The following is a 20,811-nucleotide window of genomic DNA, read 5'->3' as shown; positions in this document are numbered from 1 at the left end:
TGCCCGCCCAATCACACGTGATGCCCGTTCAATCACGCGAGTTCCGCCCCGGATCACGCGAGTTCCGCGCTCAATCACACCAATCCCGCGATTCGACGGGCCTCATCCGTGAACGAAGGGGCATCACATGTGCACCCACGGGCATCACGCGTGATTGGCGGGGCATCACACCGTCAGTTCCACTCCACCGCGACCCCGGCCAATCCGGGCCCCGCGTCGCTGAAGAACGCGCTGCTGACTCCGCCCATGTCGCACGGCAGTTCCTCGGCCACCACCGGCAGGGCGTCGTCGCGGGCGCGGACCTGGCGGGTGCACCGGGCCGGGAGCGCGTTGCGGTCGAACCGCAGCTGGACCAGGTAACTCGCGCACCGGTCGCGCAGCATCCGGTAGTACCCGGGGGACGCCGAACCCGAGTCGTCGCGGACCTCGAAGCAGAACACGTGGATGTCGCCCTCGGCGAGCTTGCGGTCGAACAGCAGCTCGGTCGCCATCGTGTCCGCGTCCGGGTTGCGCCGCATCCGGCCCACCCGGCAGCCCTCGTCGGTGATCAGCTCGACGTCGTCGATGCGGCAGCCCGGGTCGCCGTTGTACACCGTCAGGTAGCGGTCCGGGCCGTGACGGCGGGCGCGCGTCACCAGCCGGGTGCGCAGGCTCACCTGGCGGTGTTCCGCGTCGAACGTGATCGTGTCGTGGACCGACAGCAGCTCCAGGTCGGCGTTGTAGTGGTTCGACGACGGGTACGCGCCCAGCTCGGCCAGCAGGTCCTCCACGATCGATCCCATGTCGCCGGAGCGCAGGTCGTGGAACGACGCCGCCGGCTGGTGGCCGCGGCGGACCAGGCGGGGCCCGATCAGCACCACCAGCGCGTCCGCAGGCAGCTGGAGGACCGATTCGAGCGCCCGGACCGCCGGCAGCGCCTTCGGCACCTCGGGCTGACGCAGCCCGCGTTGCCAGTAACTCAGCGTCGACTGTCCGATTTGGACGCCGCGGAGGGCCAGGTGGGCGCGCAGCCGGGCCAGCGAGAGGCCGCGGTAGGCGATCGCCAGCCGGAGTGCGTGGTGGAACTCACCGGTGCGGAGCGCCTCGGTCAGCTCTTTCGGCAGCTCGGCGACCGATGCCCGGGTCGTGCGGGCGCCATCGATGATCAGTGGGAGGTTCCCGTCTTGTACCACCGCTCGTCCCTTCACCCGACCAGTGTGTGCGCTGGGCGTGAACACCGCGGAACGTTCACGTTAGCAGCGTAGAGTGGCCGTGCCGACCCCCGTTCAGGGTGGTTGGCCACGTAAGGGTGACTGTTCCGCGTTCCGGTTATGACCCGGAACGGTCCGTTCCTCCGGATGGCGTTCTTGCTCGGGGTGACCGCGTTGTTCACCGTTGTGACCACCGCTGGTTCGCCCACTCCTCACAGGAGGCCATCTGTGCTGGTGAAGTCGAGCCAGGTCCACGCCGTCCTGGCCGTGAGCCTGCTGCTGTGCCTCGTCGCGCCGACGCAGTCCCAAGCAGCCGCGCCCGGCGTGCCGCCGACCCACCGCAACCCGATCACGCTGCAGGCCCAGCAGAAGACCCAGTGGTGCTGGGCGGGGGCGGGCAACGCCATCGCCGCCTTCCACGGCGCCGCCGTCAGCCAGACGCAGTTCTGCCTGCTCGCGCACGGCGGAACCGGGCCGGACTGCGCGAACCTCCCCGGCACGCTCGCCGACCCGCAGCGTGCCTTCGCCCGGCTCGGGTTCACCTCGCCGGGCCGCTACCTCGACCACCCGATCACCGCCGCGGCGGTCCGGACGCAGACCGCGGCCGACCGGCCCGTTCAGACGCGGGTGGGGTACCGCTCGGGCGGCGGTCACTCGCACGTCCTCTACGGCTACGACACCCGCGGCGACTGGATCTTCTGGGGTGATCCCGGACCCGCCAAGCGCTACAACTGGTCGACCTACGGCTTCTACGCGAAGAACCCGGCGTTCACCTGGACGCACACGCTCACCGGGATCACCCGATGAGCAGGCGGGCGGTGGTGCTCGCCGTGCTGACCGGCGCGGCGCTGCTGATGACGGCTCCGGTGTCAGGCGCGGCCCAGGCCGCCGTCATCGGCAGCGCCGACGCCGTGGCCGCGCACACCGCGGCGGCGGGCCTGGAGGACACGCTGGTCCGCTTCTTCGCCCAGGCGCCGGGAGCACAGGCGCCGGTCTCGGTGCGGATCGAGCCGGACGCCTACCCGGTGTACGAGCTGTCGCCGGACTTCGTCGCGGGCAAGCCGGGCGCGGCGCCGGGCGAGTTCGCCTACTTCGCGATTCCCGCCCGGGCATCCGACGGCCGGACCGCGACGCTCTGGTCGGTCCGCGGTGCCGACGGCTCCTGGCAGATCGGCAACATCGCCTCGGGCGACGTCGAGAGCGCGTACGCCCGGCAGCTGCCCGCGGGGGCGCAGTTGCTGCACGAGCCCCAGGTCGACGCCTGGTACGCGGTGCGCGACGGCCGGGTCACGCCGTTGTCGGAGCAGCGGCCCGCGGTCGCCGTCGCGGACTACCAGCGCGCCGTCGAAGGCCGCTACGCCGACAAGCTCCCCGGCTCGGTCTACGACCGCACCGGCGAGGCGGGCGGCTTCGACGCGACGTCGCAGGTGATGCCCCGCGGCGACGGCGGGACGGCGCCGTCCAGCCACGACACCGGCTGGGTGCCACTGCTGATCCTCGTCGGCGTGCTGGCCGTCAGCGGCGCCGGATACGTCTTCCACCTGCGGCGGCATCCCGCCTGAGACGAACCGGCGGGCCCGGTGCCGATCCCCTTCCACCGGGCCCGCCGGTCAACCACCGATAATGGCGTCGTGGGTCGACTGGTGGTCATCGAAGGGCTCGACGGCGCGGGCAAGCGCACGCTGGCCGACGGGCTGACGGCGGCGCTGGGCGCCAAGGGCGCGAGCGTGGCGTCGCTGGCGTTCCCGCGCTACGGCAAGAGCGTGCACGCCGACCTCGTCCGCGAAGCACTGCACCGCGGGCACGGCGACCTCGCCGACTCCGTGTACGGCATGGCCGTGCTCTACGCGCTGGACCGCAGCGGCGCCGCGGACGACATCCGCGCGCTGCTGGACGCGCACGACGTCGTCCTGCTGGACCGCTATGTCGCGTCCAACGCCGCGTACGCGGCCGCGCGCCTGCGTCAGGACGCGGCCGGCGAAGTCGTGAAGTGGGTGTGGGAGCTGGAAGTCGGCCGCTTCGGCCTGCCCCGCCCGGACGCGCACCTGCTGCTGCGGGTCGCGCCCGCGGTGGCGGCCGAGCGCGCCGAACGCCGCGCGGAAGCCGAGGCGGCCCGTGAGCGCGACAGCTTCGAGACCGACGACGGCCTGCAGCGGCGGTGCGCGGCGGTGTACGACGAGCTGGCCGCGTCCGGCTGGCTCGCGCCGTGGCACGTCCTCGACGGCGTCGCGGGCGTCGACCACGAAGCGCTGGCCGCGGCTCTGCTCAGCTCCGGGTGAGTTCCATCACCCAGTTGCTTTCCCAGGTCTTCCCGCCGTCGGCGGAGAACTCCTGCTCCCAGCGGGCCGAGGTGTCCGTGATGTCCGACCAGATGAAGTGCGCCCGGATGGGCCTGCCCTCGTATGTGTCGTCCCCGTAGAAGTCGCCGCGGCCGCCGGTGAAGGTGCCCACGACCGGCGGTTCGAGCCGCCCGGTGCGGCTGCTGGCCCAGTAGATCGACCACTCCTTCCGGTCGACGTCGAACAGCCGCAGCGTGAAGCCGTGGAAACCCTGCTCGGGAAAGAAGATCTCGTCGGCGTTGCCGCCGCCGCCCAGGATCGGACGGCAGGTGGCGGTGCCGGGGAAGACGTCCCAGTCGTCACTGCCGGAGAAGAGCGTCTTGAGGCGCCGGTTGACGACGGTCCAGGAGCCGTGGAGGAAGTCGAAGTCGTTCATGACGGCGATCTTGGAGGGCCACCACTGACATCTTCTGTCAGTGGTGGCTGGCAGACTTCGCGGCGTGCGTGCGAGCCGGCTGATGTCCCTGGTGCTGTTGCTGCAGAACCGGGGCCGGATGAGTGCCGCCAGGCTGGCGGCGGAACTCGGCGTGACCGCGCGGACGGTGTACCGCGACGTCGAAGCGCTCGCCGCCGCCGGCGTCCCGATCTACGCCGAGGGCGGCCCGAACGGCGGCTACCAGCTGATGGACGGCTACCGGACCCGGCTGACCGGCCTGACCGAGGACGAGGCAGGCTCGCTGTTCCTCACCGGGCTGCCGCAGCCCGCCGCCGAGCTGGGCCTGGGTGCCCAGGTGGCGGCCGCGGAGCTGAAGCTGATGGCGGCGCTGCCGACGCCGTACCGGGACGCGTCGGTGCGCATCCGCCAGCGCTTCCACCTCGACGCGCCCGGCTGGTACCGCGAGGCCGACCCGGTGCCGCAGCTGCTCGCCGCCGCGGAAGCGCTGTGGCAGGACCGGGTCGTCGAGATCCGCTACCGCCGCTGGTCGCCCACGCCGGGGGTGGTCACGCGGCGGCTGCGCCCGCTCGGCCTGGTCCTCAAGGCGGGGGTCTGGTACCTCGTCGCCGAGCCGGGGCCGCGGACCTACCGCGTCGCGAACATCCAGCGGCTGCGGGCCCTCGACGAGCACTTCACCCGGCCCGGCGGCTTCGACCTGGCCGGCTTCTGGCGCGCCCACGTCGAACGCTACGAGGAGAACGAAACCGGCGAGACCGCCGTCGTCCGCCTGTCGCCGTCCGGGATCGCCGCGCTGCCGGACATCCTCGGCCCGCGAGCGGCCCGGCTCGCCGATCGCACGCTGGAACCCGAGGACGCCGACGGGTGGCGCCGCGCCCGCGTGCCGCTGGAAAGCGTGCCGCACGCGGCCGCGGGACTGCTGCGGCTCGGCGCGGACGCGCAGGTGCTGGCGCCGCCGGAACTGGTGGCCCACATGGGAACCACGATCCGCGCGATGGCGCGGCTGTACCCCTAGCCGCGGAAGTACCCCAGCTGCGCGGAAAGTTCGTCCGCCGCCTCGGTCATCGGCTGCACGATCTGCTTCACGCGCTGCTTCGAAAGCCGGTACGACGGCCCGGAAGCGCTCATCGCCGCGACGACTTCGCCGCCGGGGCCGTGGATCGGCACGGCGACCGCGTGCATCCCGAGTTCGAGTTCCTCGTAGCAGGCCGCGTAGCCGTCCTCGACGACGCGTTTCAGTTCGGCCGTCAGCTCTTCCGGGTCGACCGTCGTGCGTGGCGTGTACTGCTCGAGCTTGCGCTTCAGCACCCGCTTGCGCTCGGTTTCGCCCATGTACGCCAGCAGGATCTTGCCGCTGGAGGTCGCGTGCAGCGGCGTGCGCTGGCCGGTCCAGTTCTGCGTGGTGATCGCCGCGGAACCGCGGGCCTGGCTGATGTTGATGGCGACGCCGTCGTCGGCGATGGCGATGTTCACCGTCTCGCCGAGTTCTTCGGCGAGCGTCTGGCAGCAGGCGCGGCCCAGCTTCGCCAGGTCCATCCGGCCGGTCGCGGCGCCGGCCAGCCGCACGACGCCGAAGCCGATCGCGTACTTCCCGCGTTCGCCGAGCTGCTCGACCAGGCCTCTGGACTCCAGGACGCTCAGCAGCCGCGACGCGGTCGACTTGTGGACGCCCAGTTCGCCCGCGATCTCGGTGATGCCGGTTTCGCCGTGCCGGGCCAGCAGTTCCAGCACGCTGATCGCGCGGTCGACCGACTGCACCTGGCTCTGAGTTGCGTTGCCCGAGTCCTGGTTCCGCATGGCGCAACAGTATCCGTTCCGGGCCGGTCCTATCGGCTGAGTGGGCGAATCTCTTGACGAGGCCGCCGGCGATGTCCGATTGTTGCGCAGGAGGCGCGCAGGCGCGTCCTGCGCAACCTTCACGCACCATTCCGGCGTCCGGTCAGTCGTTCTCCACCGGACGCCGTCCCGTGCTTCCATCGCAGGTCCGTGGAGGCCGCACCGGCCTCCACGGACCGTCCACGGCCACCCGGATGGAGCAGGAACCGGTCGCGATCTTGATCTTTCTGGTGGTCAAACACGCGGGTCGTGCGTGCGGGCGCCGGAACTAGTGCGAATATGTGGACATGAAGGCACGTGTTCTCGTGGTCGACGACGACCCCGCCCTCGCGGAGATGCTCACCATCGTGCTCCGTGGGGAGGGGTTCGACACGGCGGTGGTCGCCGACGGCTCACGCGCGCTGCCCGCGCTGCGCGAGCTGAAGCCGGACCTCGTCCTGCTCGACCTGATGCTGCCCGGGATGAACGGGATCGACGTCTGCAAGGCGATCCGCGCCGAGTCCGGGGTGCCGATCGTCATGCTCACCGCCAAGAGCGACACCGTGGACATCGTCCTCGGCCTGGAGTCCGGCGCGGACGACTACGTCGTCAAGCCGTTCAAGCCGAAGGAGCTGGTCGCCCGGGTCCGCGCCCGGATGCGCCGCACCGAAGCCGAGCCCGCGGAGTCGCTCACCATCGGCGACCTGGCGATCGACGTGCCGGGCCACGAGGTCACCCGCGAGGGCAAGGCCATCCCGCTGACCCCGCTGGAGTTCGACCTGCTGGTGGCGCTGGCCCGCAAGCCGCGCCAGGTGTTCACCCGCGAGGTCCTGCTGGAGCAGGTGTGGGGCTACCGCCACGCGGCCGACACGCGGCTGGTGAACGTGCACGTCCAGCGGCTGCGGTCCAAGGTCGAGAAGGACCCCGAGCACCCCGAGGTGGTGTTGACCGTTCGCGGTGTCGGGTACAAGGCCGGCCCGCCGTGATCCGGCGATGACGCTCGCGACCGGCAGACGGATCCCCGCCTTCGCGCGTTCGACGGCACGCCTGGTACGGCGTGTCGTCGTTTTCGCGCGCCGTCGGGCGGTCGCGTTCAACGAGCTGTGGAAGCACTCGCTGCAGTTCCGCGTCACGGTGTCGACGCTCGCGCTGTCCTCGGCCGTGGTCTTCGTGCTGGGCATGGTGCTGCAGAACCAGATCACCGACCGGCTGCTGGACACCAAGCGCGACGCGGCGATCGCCCAGACGAGGGCGGCCGCCGAAACCGCGGCCGGCGAGCTGGTCGGCCTCGGCGCCGAGAGTGAGGAGGCGCTGCGCAACCGGCTCGAGAACGCGCTGAAGAAGATCGCGATCACGCCGGCCAGCCAGGACGCGGCCGGGTCGGCGGCGGGCACGTTCGTCCCGGTGCTCGCCAGCGTCGGGCGCGACCAGAGCGGCGGCAGCCAGGCGTTCGCGGGCCCGTTCCGGGACGTGCCGCCGCGGCTGCGCCAGTTCGTCGAAGCCGACCGGACGAGCTGGCTCGAGCACACCGTCCCCGACGCCGGCGGCGGGCGCACGACGTACCTGATCGTCGGCACGCCGCTCAACACCGTCGCCACGCCGCTGCAGCTGTACCTGCTGTTCCCGCTGACGACGGAACAGAACACCGTCGCCACCGTGCAGAACACGCTGCTGGTCGGCGGCCTGGTGCTGCTGCTCCTGCTGGCGGGCATCACGAACCTGGTGACCCGCCAGGTGGTGCGGCCGGTCCGGCAGGCCGCCGCCGCGGCCGAGCAGTTCGCCGGCGGCGACCTCGACCAGCGCCTCGCCGTGCTCGGCGAGGACGACCTGGCGAAGCTCGCGGTGTCCTACAACGAGATGGCGGCGAGCATCCAGCGCCAGATCCGCCAGCTCGAGGAGTTCGGCGGCCTGCAGCGCCGGTTCACCTCCGACGTCTCGCACGAGCTGCGCACGCCGCTGACCACCGTCCGGATGGCCGCGGACGTGCTGCACGCGTCGCGCGAGCAGTTCCCGGCCGGGCTCGCGCGCTCGACCGAGCTGCTGGTCGACGAGCTCGACCGGTTCGAGGCACTGCTCGGCGACCTGCTGGAGATCAGCAGGCTCGACGCCGGTGTCGAGGAGCTGGCCGCGGAGTTCATCGACGTCCGCCCGATCGCCACCCGCGCGGTCGAGCAGGTGCGGGTCATCGCGGGCAACGCGGGCAGCTCGGTCGAGCTGGTGCTGCCCGAGCAGGAAGTGATCGCCGAGGTCGACGCCCGGCGCGTCGAGCGGATCCTGCGCAACCTCCTCGCGAACGCCGTCGACCACAGCGAAGGCAAGCCGGTGGTGCTGACCGTCGCGGCCAACGACACCGCCGTCGCCATCACCGTCCGGGACCACGGCGTCGGCCTGCGGCCCGGCGAAGCGGACCTGGTGTTCAACCGGTTCTGGCGGGCCGACCCGTCCCGCAACCGCCGCACCGGCGGCACCGGCCTCGGCCTGGCGATCAGCCAGGAGGACGCGCGCCTGCACGGCGGCGACCTGGACGCGTGGGGCGAGCCCGGCCACGGCGCCTGCTTCCGGCTCGTGCTGCCGCGCCGCCAGGACGTGCCGGTCGGCGACCCGCCGCTGAGCCTGCCGCCGCCCGACCATCCGATGACCGAGGTGCACCTCGGCGTCATCGACGTCACGCCGGCGCCGGAGGCGATCTTCGCCGAACGTGAGGGAATCGGTCAGTGAAACACCAGGCTTTCCGGGCGTCCCGGCTGCTGCTGACGGCGTTGTGCTTCGTGCTGCTCGCCGGCTGCGCGAACGTGCCGCTGGAATCGCAGCCGGTGGTCGTCCCCGGCGAGCGGCAGGGGCCGGGCACGGGTGACGTGGTGCCGGACCCGCCGCCGGACACCGACCCGCTGACGCTGGTCCGCGGCTTCATCCGGGCGACGCTCAAGCCGGGGGCCAACTACGCGGCCGCCCGCGCCTACCTGGACGAGCAGGGCCGGGCGGACTGGCGGCCGAGCCGGAGCCTGACGATCATCCAGGACACCTTCGGCACGGTCTACGACACCAGCCCGCAGCCGGACCCGAACACGCAGGTCGTCAACGTCCGCGGCGTCGACGTCGGCACGCTGGACCAGCACAACGCGTTCGTGCCGGACTACACCTCGGCCGCGCTCCAGGTGAAGGTGCGCAAGCAGGGCAAGGACGGGCCCTGGCGGATCGTCGACCCGCCGTCGGACCTGTACGCGACCGAGTCCGACTTCAGCGAGAACTACACGCCGGTGCCGGTGAGCTTCTATTCCGACACCGCGGCCACGTTCGTCCCCGACCGGCGCTACGTCGTGGCGAAACCGCAGTCCGGGCTGCCGGGAAGGGTGATGGACCTGCTGGTCAGCGGGCCGTCGCCGAGCCTGGCAGGCGCCGTGCGGAACCTGCTCGGGGAGCCCATCGAGATCGACACGAACGTCAAGAGCCTCGACGACGGGACGCTGGTGGTGCCGCTGACCGGGCTGACGGGCGTGCCCGACGACGTCCGGAAGCTGATCGCCGCGCAGATCGTGCTGTCCCTGCAGTACGTGACGTCGGCGCGGATCCGGATCCTCGCCGACGGCGCCCCGCTGGTGGCGAACCACCCGGACTGGCGCCCGAACGACCTGCCCGCGTACGGCGCGGCCCTGTCGCTGAAACTGGAACTGCAGGGCCTGGCGACGGTCGACGGCCGGGTGCGCTCGCTGACCGACGGCGCCCCGGTCCCCGGCCCGGCGGGCAACGGCGGCTACGACGTCGTGAGCGCGGCCCAGTCGATCGACGGCAAGCGCCTGGCGGTGGTGGAACGCAGCGGCGGCGGCGTCCGGCTGCGGATCGGCGACCTGGGCCACGACCTGCCGCTGGGCAACCTGAGCGGCAGCACGATGACCCGTCCGACGTGGCGCCCCGGCACCGGCGAGGTGTGGACGGTGACCGACCAGTTCACGGTCGGCCGCATGGTGATGGGCCCGAACGGCCAGTGGACCCCGCTGCACGTCAACGCCACGGACCTGATCCAGCAGGGCGGCATCACGGAGCTGCGCTTCTCCCGCGACGGCGCCCGCGTCGCGGCGGTGATCAAGGGCCAGCTGTGGGTGGCCGCCGTGGTGGGCGCGGACGACTCGGTGTCGCTGCGCGAGCCCCGCCACCTCCAGCCGCACGACCTGGAGGAAGTGGTCGACGCGGACTGGATCGGCCAGGACCTGGTGGCGGTGACGAAGTCGATGTCCCAGCCGGTGGTCAAGGTGACGGTGGACGGCCAGCGCCTGGACGCGTTCAACAGCTCCAACCTGACAACGCCGGTCCACGGCGTGACGGCGGCCCCCGACCGCCCGATCGTGGTGGCGGACGCGAACGGCCTCTGGACGGCCTCGGTGCTGGGCGAGGTCTGGCGCCCCCACGCCCACTCGATGAAGGAAGCGGACCCGTTCTACCCGGGCTGAGCCGGTTTCACCCGGTGGAGTGACGACTGGACGCCCGAAACTGTCGGTGCCGGTCGTGACACTGTCCGTGTGCTGAAGAAACTGCTCGATTTCCTGGTCCCGAGCCGCTGCGCCGCCTGCGGAGCACGCGGCGAGCCCTGCTGCGCCAGATGTGCGGAGGTGTGGGGAAGGGCGACGGAGGTGGTCCGCGTGCCCACGGCGGGTCTGGTGCGCGTGTTCGCACTGGCGCGGTACCGAGGGGTGGGGCGGCGGTTACTGATCGCGTACAAGGAACGGGGGCGCCGGGACCTGGCGCCGTCCTTGGGACGGGCGCTGGCGGAGGCGTTGACGGTGCTGCCGTTGACGGGTGGGGCCGTGGTTGATCGGGGTGGCTGTTCCGCAGCCGATCCGGCCATCTCAGTCGAACCTGCCCTTCAGCCGGACGGAGCCATCCCGGCCAAGCCTCGGCCTGATCCGGTCGAGCCTCGCCGTGTTGATCCAAGTCTCCGTTCCGGAGCTGGTCCGGCCATCCCAGCCGAGCCCCGCCCTCACCCCTCCACCGCAGCCACCGAACCCCATAGCCGTGCACCGGCCCCACCGAAGTCCCGGTCGCTGTGCCTGGTCCCGGCACCAAGCCGTCCCTCGGCGGCCCGGGTCCGTGGCGGCCCGCACGTCGAACTCCTGGCCAACGCCGCAGCGAGCACCCTCGCCGCGCGTGGCTTCGAAGTCGCCGTCGCGCCCGCCCTGCAGCTGTCCGGCCAAGCCCGCGACGCGGTCGGCCTCGGTCGCGCGGAACGGGTGGCCAACCTTGCGGGCAGGCTGCGGTTCCGGGAAGCCGGACGGCCACCGCCGGGAATTCCGATCGTGCTGTTGGACGACGTGGTCACCACGGGCGCCACCGCCGCGGCCTGCGTGCGGGCGCTCGCGGACGAGGGCTTTACGGTCTCCGCCGTCCTGACCCTGCTCGCCGCCGGGTGAGGAGCCGCTCGACCGCCGGGTGATCCATGGCCACCACTGTGCCACCGCCGGCCGGTGCGCGCAGGCCGGGTCCGAAGAGGACGGATCCGGTACCGGTTCCGGCCGTCCGGAAGCCACCCGGAACCCAGGATCCCCAGGTCAATGACCAGAACGGCGCCCGGGTGAACGCGATGTCACCTACAAGAGTGATGCTCGGCGGGAACGCGAACGGACCGGCGCCCGTTGTCCGGGCATGAGGGTGCGCACCACGACCACTCGGCCGCCACACCACTCCACCGGAGTGGCGGCTGCGGCGGGCGGGGCCGTCACCCTCGGCGTCCATCGGCAGGCGACGATGCGCCGTCCGTGTGAAAGCACGGCGACCGCGGCGCGTCCGACCGGCGGGTGTTTTGCGGCGCCCATCCCGCGATCACTGCGCGGGGTGACGGAGTCCCATCCCCTGACATCCCCCGGCTCGGGGGCTGTTGTAACGGGCGTGAGGAAGCTAACGTGCTCCGCAATCAGCAATCCCCGCAGGCAGGGAGGTGACGAGCCCATGTCCCTGGCGCCGGAGGTGCGCTGAGTCCGCGCTCGGTCACCGGCACGAGACGTCGTGAACCGTTTTCCGAGTTCCTTCTCAGCCCGCGATCCGGGCTTCCGTCCCCGCAATACCGGCGCCGTGTGAAAACACAACAGCTCGCAGTCATCGAAGCGAGGGAGGTCGTGTATGGACATCGTCGTTAAGGGCCGCAACGTGGAGGTGCCCGACCACTATCGGGCACTCGTCGGCGAAAAGCTGGCCCGGCTCGAGCGCTATGACAGGAAAGTCATCCGGTACGACGTGGAACTGTTCCACGAACCCAACCGGCGCCAGGCCAAGAGTTGCCAGCGCGTCGAAATCACCGGAAAGGGGCGGGGCCCGGCCGTGCGCGCTGAAGCGTGTGCCGCCGACTTCTACGCAGCGCTCGATTCCGCAGTCACCAAGCTCGAAAACCGGCTGCGGAGGACACACGACCGGAGGCGCGTTCACTACGGGCGCAGCCGCCCGGAATCGGTCGCCGAAGCGACCTCGATGCTGCCCGGTGGTGGATCCCCGGCCGCAGCCAGTCCCGCCGCGCGGACCGCGGTGTTGGACGCACCCGAAGCCGAGCCGCAGACGAACGGCTTCGCGAGTGCCGAAGAGATCCACCTGCCCCAGCAGCAGAGCTGGGCCGACGACGACCTGGGTCACCAGCCCGGCCGCGTCGTTCGCGAAAAACAGCACACCGCGGAACCCATGACGGTGGACCAGGCTCTCTACGAGATGGAGCTGGTCGGCCACGACTTCTACCTCTTCAACGACTCCGAAGCGGGCCGGCCCAGCGTGGTCTACCGGCGGAAAGGCTTCGACTACGGCGTCAGCGGGCTGGGCGCCCCCGGTCATCCGGCGGCCGGGGCCGACGGCCCGCACGCGCTCGCGTGCGGGCCGTCCGCACGTCAGGACGTACGGCGTGTGCACACGACGGCCACCGTTCCCTACGATGGGGGTGGGAAGGTGGCGCCGAACACGGCCGCCGCCGCGGGAGAACCTGCCCGGGACCGGCCTGGGCGCGCTCATGATCAGCTAGTGAGGTCGACCGGATGGTGCTGAACCGCCTGCTCCGCGCGGGTGAGGGCAAGATGGTGAAGCGGCTGCGCAACATCGCCGATCACATCAACTCCCTCGAAGACGACGTCAAGGACCTGACCGACGCCGAGCTGCGGGCCAAGACCGACGAGTTCCGCAAGCGGAACGGCGAAGGGGAGTCGCTCGACGAGCTGCTGCCGGAGGCCTTCGCGGTCGTCCGCGAGGCGGCCAAGCGGGTGCTCGGCCAGCGCCACTTCGACGTCCAGCTCATGGGTGGCGCGGCGCTGCACCTCGGTCAGGTCGCCGAGATGAAGACCGGTGAGGGCAAGACCCTGACCTGCGTCCTGCCTGCCTACCTCAACGCCATCCCCGGCAAGGGCGTGCACGTCGTCACCACGAACGACTACCTGGCCAAGCGCGACTCGGAGTGGATGGGCCGCATCCACCGGTTCCTCGGCCTCGAGGTCGGCGTCATCCTTTCGGAGCAGCAGCCGGACGTCCGGCGCGCCCAGTACAACGCCGACATCACCTACGGCACGAACAACGAGTTCGGCTTCGACTACCTGCGCGACAACATGGCGTGGAGCCTCGACGACTGCGTGCAGCGGGGCCACAACTTCGCCATCGTCGACGAGGTCGACTCGATCCTCATCGACGAGGCCCGGACGCCGCTGATCATCTCCGGCCCGGCCGACCAGTCGTCGCGCTGGTACGTCGAGTTCGCCCGGCTCGCGCCGCTGATGCAGGGCATCGACACCACCACGATGGGGTCGCGCGAGCGCGTCGAGAAGACGAACCTGATCAACTCGAAGTACCACTACGAGGTCGACCAGCGGAAGCGCACCGTCGCGGTGACCGAGAAGGGCGTCCGGTTCGTCGAGGACCAGCTCGGCATCGACAACCTGTACGAGGCCGCGAACACCCCGCTGGTCGGGTACCTGAACAACGCGCTCAAGGTGAAGGAACTCTTCCACCGCGACAAGGACTACATCGTCCGCAACGGCGAAGTCATGATCGTCGACGAGTTCACCGGGCGCATCCTGCACGGCCGCCGCTACAACGAGGGCATGCACCAGGCGATCGAGGCCAAGGAAAAGGTCGAGATCAAGGCCGAGAACCAGACGCTGGCGACGATCACGCTGCAGAACTACTTCCGGCTCTACGACAAGCTGTCGGGCATGACCGGTACGGCCGAGACCGAGGCCGCCGAGTTCCACCAGACCTACAAGCTGGGTGTGGTGCCGATCCCGACGAACCGGCCGATGATCCGCCAGGACCAGCCGGACCTGATCTACAAGACCGAGCAGGCCAAGTTCGAGGCCGTCGCCGAGGACATCGCCGAGCGGCACGAGAAGGGCCAGCCGGTGCTGGTCGGCACGACGAGCGTCGAGAAGTCCGAGCACCTGTCGAAGCTGCTGGTGAAGCTGAGCGTGCCGCACGAGGTGCTGAACGCGAAGCACCACGACCGCGAGGCGCTGATCGTCGCGCGCGCCGGCCAGAAGGGCGCCGTCACGGTCGCCACGAACATGGCGGGCCGCGGTACCGACATCGTGCTGGGCGGCAACCCGGACATCATCGCCGACCAGGTGCTGCGCGAGCAGGGCCTCGACCCGGTCGAGCACTCCGAGGAGTACGAGGCCGCCTGGCCCGCGACCCTGGAGAAGGTCAAGGCCGAGGTCAAGGCCGAGGCCGAGGAGGTGCGCGCGGCCGGCGGGCTGTACGTGCTGGGCACCGAGCGGCACGAGTCGCGCCGCATCGACAACCAGCTCCGCGGCCGGTCGGGCCGTCAGGGCGACCCGGGCGAGTCCCGCTTCTACCTGTCGCTCGGTGACGAGCTCATGCGCCGCTTCAACGCGACGATGGTCGAGCGCGTCATGACGACCATGCGGCTGCCCGACGACGTGCCGATCGAGCACAAGATGGTCTCCAAGGCCATCAAGAGCGCGCAGACCCAGGTCGAGCAGATCAACATGGAGCAGCGCAAGGACGTCCTCAAGTACGACGAGGTCATGAACGAGCAGCGCAAGGTGATCTACGCCGAGCGCCACCGCATCCTCGCCGGCGAGAACCTGCGCGACCAGATCGAGGGCATGCTCGAGGACGTCGTCAACGCCTATGTGGACGGTGCGACCGCCAACGGCTACGCCGAGGACTGGGACCACGAGAAGCTGTGGTCGGCGCTGAAGACGCTGTACCCGGTCAGCGTGACCTGGGACGAGCTGATGGAGGACGGCGACCTCGACGCGGACGGCCTGCGCCAGGCGCTGCTCGACGACGCCCGCCGCGCCTACGACAAGCGCGAAGAGGAGATCAACGCGCTGGTCGGCCCGGACGGCATGCGGACCCTGGAGCACCAGGTGATGCTGACGGTCCTGGACCGCAAGTGGCGCGAGCACCTCTACGAGATGGACTACCTCAAGCAGGGCATCGGCATGCGGGCGCTCGCGCAGCGTGACCCGCTGATCGAGTACCAGCGCGAGGGCTTCGACATGTTCCGCGCGATGCTCGACTCGCTGAAGGAGGAGGCCGTCGGCTTCCTGTTCAACCTGCAGGTCGAGCGGGCCGAGGCACCGCCGGCGGAGGACGCGGCGGCGCTGCCCGCGGGTGTCGCGGCCGGCAACGGCCAGGCGACGGAGGGCCGCCACGCGCGTCCGGCGCCGCCGCAGCCGCCGGCGACCGACACCGAGTCCGTCCCGGCCGCGCTGCGCGGCAAGGGCCTCGGCGGCAGTGCCCCGCAGACGGGCATGACGCTGTCCGGCCCGGGCGAGGACGGCGAGGTCGAGTCCCACACCGACGGTGGCGCGCAGGCCGCGGGCGGCGGTGGCGGGGCGTCCCGCCGCGAGCGCCGCGCCGCCCAGCGTGACGCGCAGAAGAAGGGCAAGAAGGGCCCGCGTCGCTGACGTGAGCCGGGGCCGGGGTGTGCGGGACGTCCGCACACCCCGGCCTTTTTTCGGCAGTCAATCGGGGGAGCGGCACGTGGCCGAGGTCGATCCGCAGGAGTTCTTCGCGTTGTTCGCCGCCGAGCGGCGGGCGGACCCGTACCCGCACTACCGGAAGTGGCGTGAGCGCCTGCCGGTCGCGGCGCCTGCCGAGCGGATGTTCGTGGTCAGCGGCCTTGCCGAAGCCACGCAGGTGCTGCGCGACCCGGCGTTCGGCCACCCGGAACCGGAGTACCTGGATCCGGCGGACCGGCTCCCGGACCAGCCGGTCGACGAGTCGGGACGCGTGGTCCGGGCGTTCCTGTCGCTGAACCCGCCCGACCACACGCGCCTGCGGCGGCTGGTGGCGAAGGCGTTCACCCCGCGGATGGTCGAGCGGCTGGCGCCGCGGATCGAACAGATCGCGGCGGACCTGATCGACCGCGCGCCGCCGGAGTTCGACGTGATGACGGCGCTGGCGAAGCCGTTGCCGGTGGAGGTGATCGCCGAGCTGCTCGGCGTGCCGCTGGACGACCGCGAGCGGTTCGCGGAGTGGTCGCACGCGATGGCGCGGGCGCTGGACCCGCCGTTCCTGCAGAGCCCGGAGACGGTGGAGCCGGCGGTCAGGGCCCGGCAGTCGTTCGTCGCGTACTTCCGCGAGCTGGCCGGGCACCGCCGCCGCGAGCCGGGCGACGACCTGCTGTCGGCACTGGTCGCGGTGTCCGACGCGGGCGACGTGCTGAGCGAGGGCGAGCTGCTGGTGACGTTGACGCTCCTGCTGATCGCCGGCCACGAGACGACGACGAATCTGATCGGCAACGGCGTCCTGGCCCTGCTGCACCACCCCGGCGGCCTGCGCCCGGCGGCGGAGGCGCCGGACCGGGTGGTGGAGGAGACGCTGCGCTACGACTCCCCGGTCCAGCTGACGGCACGCACAGCGCTGCGCGACACGACGCTCGGGACGTCGGCGGTGCCGTCCGGAAGCCAGGTGATAGTCCTGCTCGGAGCGGCCAACCGCGACCCGGCAACGGGCGCCGACCCGGAATCGTTCGACCCGTCCCGCGAGCCAGGCCGCCACCTGGCGTTCGGCCAGGGAATCCACTTCTGCCTCGGCGCCCCACTGGCGCGGCTGGAGGGCCGGATCGCGTTCCGCGAACTGGCCCGCCGCCGCCCGGAGCTGCGACTGGCAGGCACCCCGCAGTGGAACCCGACGACAACCCTGCGGGGTTTGTCGAGCCTGCCGGTGGCGTGAGACGGCTCGGCGGATGCGCCCCAAGGTGGCCTTGGTTGCAGGACCACCGTGGGACGCCCGGGACCGTGCTTCGCCTCTACTGGCGGCGCCCTCGCCCCACACCTCCACCTCACGCCGCGCGCCGGCTCGACTGACCCGGACCGCCCGGCTTCAGCAGCGCGAAGCGCTCACACCGCCATCCCCGCTCCGTGCGGGCGAAGCGGGCCGCCAGGGCGAACGACCTCCCGTCCGCCTCCACCCGGGCGCAGGCCTCGATCACGCCCGGCCGCGGTGTGCACGTGTGGATCGTCTGCGTCCGGTGCCGCGGCCGTGCCAGGCGTGGCCCGCTGAGTCCGGAGTACACCTCCGGTGCCACCAACGCGCGGATCTGGGCCGCCGGGCGGCGGCCGTCGTAGGCCTCCAGCAGCATGCCGAGCAGGCGGCCGACCTCGCTCGCCTCGAGCTGTCTCGGCGTCGGCCACCGGGTGCCGGTGCGCCGATTCTCCTGTGGTGCCAGGGTTTCCGGCCGGTCCGCCCGGCGGGCCGGCTCGTAGTGCCGCAGCGTTCTCACCCGGTGTTCCTCGATCATTTCCTGCCCTCCCGACTCGGCATTTCACCGCCTGCCCCGCTTAGAGGCGGGAACGGGCCGGAAAGTGTCAGGAATCGCCCGATCCGGGCGAGAACCGCCGAAGCCGTGGATTGCGCGCGCGGGATGCGCTAAACCGGGCAACCGTTTGTTGCGCTCTGCGAGACACGGGTCATCGCCCCCGGCTATGGTGTGCCGGGTGCTGAAAGGGCTGTTGGTCGATTTCGCCGGAGTTCTCACCGATCCCGATGCAAGCCGCTTCTACGACTACCTCGCCGGCGTGCGCGAGCGCGGCGTCCGCACCGCTCTGCTGTCCAACGCGCCCGGCGCGTCCGAGCAGGTCAAGAACACCTTGTTCGACTATTTCGACGCTCTGGTGTTTTCCGGAGAGGTCGGCGTGGCCAAGCCCGACCCGGCCGTCTACGTGATCGCCGCCGAGCGGCTCGGCCTGCCCGCGATGTCGTGTGCGTTCGTCGACGACTCCGCGACGAACATCCGCGGCGCGGTCCAGGCGGGCATGGTCGGGGTGCACCACCGGTCGGTCGAGGAAACCCTCGCCGAACTGGAGGTGCTGTTTCCGGACGGCTGAGTCAGCGCGCGCGGCGGACCAGTTCGAACGACAGCACGGCCGCGGCGGCCGAGACGTTCAGCGATTCGACGTCACCCGGCATCGGAATGGACAGCCATTCCGTGACCAATTCGCCGACCTCCTCGCCGACACCGGCCGTCTCGCCGCCGAGCACGAACGCCGCGCGCTGCGGAAGGTCCACATCGAACACCGTCGTCTTCGCCGACGCACCGAGCGCGTACAGCCCGTAGCCGGCGTCGGTGAGCATCTCGGCGGCTTCCCGCGCCGAACCGCAGCGCAGCACCGGCGCGCGGAACGCCACCCCGGCCGACGCCTTGACGACCAGCGGGTCCAGCGCCGCGACACCGCGGCGCGGCACGATCACGCCGTCCAGCCCGGCGGCGGTCGCCGTGCGCAGGATCATGCCGACGTTCGCGGGCGTGGTGATGCCGTCCAGCAGCAGCACCCGCGACGGCGGACGCCGGTCCGACAGTGCTGCACTCAGTGCGCGCATACGCGGGGCAACGACGTCGGCGAGCACGCCCTGGTCCTGCTTGCCGTTGCCGGCGAGCACCTTGACCCGGTGCGCGCTCGCGCGCTGCACCGGCACGCCGGCGGCCTTCGCGGCGCGCTGGATCTCCGCCGCCCCGGGACCACGGGCGGTGTCGGCGAGGATCACCTTGTCCACGCGCAGGCCGTCGTCGGCCAGTGCTTCGAGCACCGGCTTCCGGCCGTACACGGTCAGGAAGCGGTCCTTCGGCGAGATTGTCGACTCATCACCCACACCCGGCAGTCTTTCACTGTGTAAGGATCGGCTCATGCCCGACCGCCTTTCCGCGCTGGACGCCTCGTTCCTGTACGTCGAGGACCACGCGACTCCGATGCACGTCGGCGGGGTGGCGATCTTCGAACGGCCACGCTCCGGGTTCACCTACGCACAGCTGCTGGACCTGATCGGCGGGCGGCTGGCGTTCCTGCCGCGGTACCGCCAGCGCGTCATGGAGGTGCCAGGCCACCTCGCGCGGCCGGTGTGGGTGGACGACGTCGACTTCGACCTGAACTACCACGTCCGGCGCTCGGCGCTGCCCCAGCCGGGCAGCGACGAGCAGCTGTTCGACCTGGTGGCGCGCCTGATGTCGCGCCGGCTGGCCCCGGAACGGCCGCTGTGGGAGGCGTACTTCATCGAGGGCTTGGCCGGCGACCGGGTGGCGCTGGTGACGAAGACCCACCAGTCCGTTGTGGACGGTGTCGGCACGATCGAGCTCGGCCAGCTGATCCTCGACCCGGCCCCGGCCGAGCCGGAGCCGTTCGAGGACATCTGGACGCCGCGCCGCGAGCCGAGCCGCACCCAGCTGATGCTGGACGCGATCAGCGAGGGCGTCCAGCGGCCGGGCGAGGTGGTGGAGAACGTCCGGTCGGTGGCGATGGACGCGGCCGCGGCGGCGGGCAAGTTCGCCGAGACCGTCGGCGGGATGGCGTCGACGCTGCGGACGCTGGTGAACCCGGCGCCGTCCGGTCCGCTGAACGTCCGGGTCTCCGGCGGGCGCGTGTTCGCCGTGGTTCGCACGCGCCTGGAGGACTTCCGGAAGATCCGCGCGGCGCACGGCGGAACGGTCAACGACGTCGTGCTGGCGGCCATCACGGGTGCGCTGCGCGAGTGGCTGCTGTCGCGCGAGGAGCAGCTGACGCCGGACACGACGATCCGCGCGCTGGTGCCGATGGCGGTGCGCGACGCCGAGACGGCGGAGTACTCGACGCCGGCGCTGGTCGGCAACCAGGTGGCGGCCTACCTGGTGGATCTGCCGGTCGGCGAGCCGAACCCGGTGCTGCGCCTGCAGCACGTCGGCCACGCGATGGCCGAGCACCTGGACTCGGGCCGGTCGGTGGCGGCACGCGGGCTGCTCAAGGTCGGCGGATTCGCTCCGGCTACGCTCCACTCCCTCGGCGCGCGAGCGGCGGGGTCGCTGTCGGGGCGCATCTTCAACGTCATGGTGACCAATTCACCGGGTCCCCAGGTGCCGATGTACGCGGGAGAGGCCAGACTGGTCGAGATGTTCCCGGTGATGCCGCTGATGCGCACGCAGGCGCTGGCGATCGGGGTGACGTCGTACCACGGCGGCGTCTACTTCGGACTCAACGGCGACCGCAAGGCCGCCTTCGACGTGGACCTCCTGGCCGGGATGATCGAAGAGTCCCTGGAAGAGCTGAAGGGTGCGCACTGGTGAGGGTCTATCTGCCTGCGACCATCGCGATGCTTCGCGACCTCGAGTCGTCGGGCGAGTTCCGCGCCCGCAGCGGAACGGCGTTCGCGCTGACGCCGGCGTTGCGCGAGGCGTACGTGAGCGGCAGCGACGAGGAGCTGGAGTACGCGGCACTGCTGGACGCGGCCCGGGCATCGCTGCGCCTGATCGCGGCGGAGGAGAAGGGCGAGCCCCGCCGGGTGGTGGTGTCGGCGGACGTTTCGGACGTGACGTTGCGTCCGGACCTGGACGCCCCGGTGGTCCGCCTGGCGCGCCCGGTCCCGCTGTCGGCGGTGGCGGCAATCCACGTGGACGCCCCGGAGGCGGCGGAAGCGGTGGCAGCAGCGGCCGCGGTGATCGACGCGGCCGACTTGGGCGACCCGGACGCAGAGTTCGTCCTGGGCGACGCGGAGGACCACGAGCTGGCTTGGTACGCGCCGCAGGAACTGCCGTTCTTGCTGGAGTTGCTCTGAGTTTCGGCTGAGTTGTCCACAGGTGGAGCGGCTTGTGGACAACCCGGCTCGAGCAGCGGTTTCCGTCGGG

At 71.3% G+C, this 20,811-nt stretch carries 18 protein-coding genes and 1 pseudogene; 14 read left to right on the top strand and 5 right to left on the bottom strand.

Annotated elements, in window-relative coordinates:
- Positions 1 to 173: 173 nt before the first annotated feature.
- Positions 174 to 1,172: a hypothetical protein gene (locus ABJI51_RS14265; protein ID WP_348950973.1), complete on the bottom strand. Its 999-nt coding sequence runs from the start codon at positions 1,170 to 1,172 to the stop codon at positions 174 to 176.
- Positions 1,173 to 1,418: 246 nt separating this feature from the next.
- Between ABJI51_RS14265 and ABJI51_RS14260 the strand changes: the two genes are divergently transcribed.
- From ABJI51_RS14260 to ABJI51_RS14250, 3 genes are all read left to right on the top strand, one after another.
- A complete protein-coding gene (locus tag ABJI51_RS14260; protein WP_348950971.1) occupies positions 1,419 to 1,997 on the top strand; it encodes a papain-like cysteine protease family protein in 579 nt (192 codons plus the stop codon).
- Positions 1,994 to 2,752, top strand: coding sequence for a hypothetical protein (locus tag ABJI51_RS14255; RefSeq protein ID WP_348950969.1), 759 nt, complete (start codon positions 1,994 to 1,996; stop codon positions 2,750 to 2,752). Before ABJI51_RS14260 ends, ABJI51_RS14255 begins: the two co-directional genes overlap by 4 nt.
- A gap of 81 nt (positions 2,753 to 2,833) precedes the next feature.
- Positions 2,834 to 3,469 carry a dTMP kinase gene (locus ABJI51_RS14250; protein ID WP_348951851.1) on the top strand — a complete coding sequence of 212 codons (636 nt, stop codon included), beginning with the start codon at positions 2,834 to 2,836 and terminating at the stop codon, positions 3,467 to 3,469.
- Here ABJI51_RS14250 and ABJI51_RS14245 read toward each other — a convergent pair.
- Positions 3,456 to 3,905, bottom strand: coding sequence for a hypothetical protein (locus ABJI51_RS14245; RefSeq protein WP_348950967.1), 450 nt, complete (start codon positions 3,903 to 3,905; stop codon positions 3,456 to 3,458). The genes ABJI51_RS14250 and ABJI51_RS14245 overlap by 14 nt on opposite strands.
- 64 nt (positions 3,906 to 3,969) lie before the next feature.
- Here ABJI51_RS14245 and ABJI51_RS14240 point away from each other — a divergent pair, with 64 nt between their 5' ends.
- The gene (locus ABJI51_RS14240; protein WP_348950965.1) at positions 3,970 to 4,938 is read left to right on the top strand and encodes a helix-turn-helix transcriptional regulator; all 969 of its coding nucleotides are present in this window, start codon (positions 3,970 to 3,972) and stop codon (positions 4,936 to 4,938) included.
- On the opposite strand, the gene ABJI51_RS14235 is transcribed toward ABJI51_RS14240, so the two are convergent.
- The gene (locus ABJI51_RS14235; RefSeq protein WP_348950963.1) at positions 4,935 to 5,720 is read right to left on the bottom strand and encodes an IclR family transcriptional regulator; all 786 of its coding nucleotides are present in this window, start codon (positions 5,718 to 5,720) and stop codon (positions 4,935 to 4,937) included. The two genes, ABJI51_RS14240 and ABJI51_RS14235, sit on opposite strands and share 4 nt — an antisense overlap.
- A gap of 326 nt (positions 5,721 to 6,046) precedes the next feature.
- Here ABJI51_RS14235 and mtrA point away from each other — a divergent pair, with 326 nt between their 5' ends.
- The 7 genes and pseudogenes from mtrA (at position 6,047) to ABJI51_RS14200 (ending at position 16,895) form a co-directional block, all read left to right on the top strand.
- Positions 6,047 to 6,724, top strand: a complete 678-nt coding sequence (gene mtrA / locus ABJI51_RS14230) for an MtrAB system response regulator MtrA (protein WP_005150760.1) — start codon at positions 6,047 to 6,049, stop codon at positions 6,722 to 6,724.
- A 7-nt stretch (positions 6,725 to 6,731) separates the two neighbouring features.
- Complete coding sequence (mtrB, locus tag ABJI51_RS14225) at positions 6,732 to 8,456, top strand: MtrAB system histidine kinase MtrB (protein ID WP_348950959.1); 1,725 nt, start codon at positions 6,732 to 6,734, stop codon at positions 8,454 to 8,456.
- The gene (locus tag ABJI51_RS14220) at positions 8,453 to 10,183 is read left to right on the top strand and encodes an LpqB family beta-propeller domain-containing protein (RefSeq protein WP_348950957.1); all 1,731 of its coding nucleotides are present in this window, start codon (positions 8,453 to 8,455) and stop codon (positions 10,181 to 10,183) included. Before mtrB ends, ABJI51_RS14220 begins: the two co-directional genes overlap by 4 nt.
- 777 nt (positions 10,184 to 10,960) lie before the next feature.
- Positions 10,961 to 11,140, top strand: a complete 180-nt coding sequence (locus tag ABJI51_RS14215) for a hypothetical protein (RefSeq protein WP_348950955.1) — start codon at positions 10,961 to 10,963, stop codon at positions 11,138 to 11,140.
- A gap of 706 nt (positions 11,141 to 11,846) precedes the next feature.
- Positions 11,847 to 12,530, top strand: a pseudogene (hpf, locus tag ABJI51_RS14210) (ribosome hibernation-promoting factor, HPF/YfiA family); the annotation flags it as partial.
- Positions 12,531 to 12,739: 209 nt separating this feature from the next.
- Positions 12,740 to 15,625, top strand: coding sequence for a preprotein translocase subunit SecA (secA, locus tag ABJI51_RS14205; RefSeq protein WP_348950954.1), 2,886 nt, complete (start codon positions 12,740 to 12,742; stop codon positions 15,623 to 15,625).
- A 76-nt stretch (positions 15,626 to 15,701) separates the two neighbouring features.
- Positions 15,702 to 16,895, top strand: a complete 1,194-nt coding sequence (locus ABJI51_RS14200) for a cytochrome P450 (protein ID WP_348950952.1) — start codon at positions 15,702 to 15,704, stop codon at positions 16,893 to 16,895.
- 109 nt (positions 16,896 to 17,004) lie between these two features.
- Here the strand turns inward: ABJI51_RS14200 and ABJI51_RS14195 are convergent, their stop codons facing one another.
- Complete coding sequence (locus ABJI51_RS14195; RefSeq protein ID WP_348950950.1) at positions 17,005 to 17,445, bottom strand: Rv3235 family protein; 441 nt, start codon at positions 17,443 to 17,445, stop codon at positions 17,005 to 17,007.
- Positions 17,446 to 17,674: 229 nt separating this feature from the next.
- On the opposite strand from ABJI51_RS14195, the gene ABJI51_RS14190 reads away from it, so the two are divergent.
- A complete protein-coding gene (locus tag ABJI51_RS14190) occupies positions 17,675 to 18,049 on the top strand; it encodes an HAD-IA family hydrolase (protein ID WP_348951849.1) in 375 nt (124 codons plus the stop codon).
- A gap of 1 nt (position 18,050) precedes the next feature.
- Here the strand turns inward: ABJI51_RS14190 and ABJI51_RS14185 are convergent, their stop codons facing one another.
- Positions 18,051 to 18,812 carry a TrmH family RNA methyltransferase gene (locus ABJI51_RS14185; RefSeq protein WP_348950949.1) on the bottom strand — a complete coding sequence of 254 codons (762 nt, stop codon included), beginning with the start codon at positions 18,810 to 18,812 and terminating at the stop codon, positions 18,051 to 18,053.
- 34 nt (positions 18,813 to 18,846) lie between these two features.
- On the opposite strand from ABJI51_RS14185, the gene ABJI51_RS14180 reads away from it, so the two are divergent.
- Complete coding sequence (locus ABJI51_RS14180; protein WP_348950947.1) at positions 18,847 to 20,253, top strand: WS/DGAT/MGAT family O-acyltransferase; 1,407 nt, start codon at positions 18,847 to 18,849, stop codon at positions 20,251 to 20,253.
- Entirely contained in the window at positions 20,250 to 20,741 is a 492-nt protein-coding gene (locus tag ABJI51_RS14175) for a DUF6912 family protein (RefSeq protein WP_348950946.1), read from the top strand. Before ABJI51_RS14180 ends, ABJI51_RS14175 begins: the two co-directional genes overlap by 4 nt.
- Positions 20,742 to 20,811 lie beyond the last annotated feature (70 nt).

This window comes from Amycolatopsis melonis, assembly GCF_040064235.1.
GTDB lineage: Bacteria > Actinomycetota > Actinomycetes > Mycobacteriales > Pseudonocardiaceae > Amycolatopsis > Amycolatopsis melonis.
The sequence above is the reverse complement of the archived record's forward strand: the minus strand, read 5'-3'. Positions and strand labels throughout refer to the sequence as shown.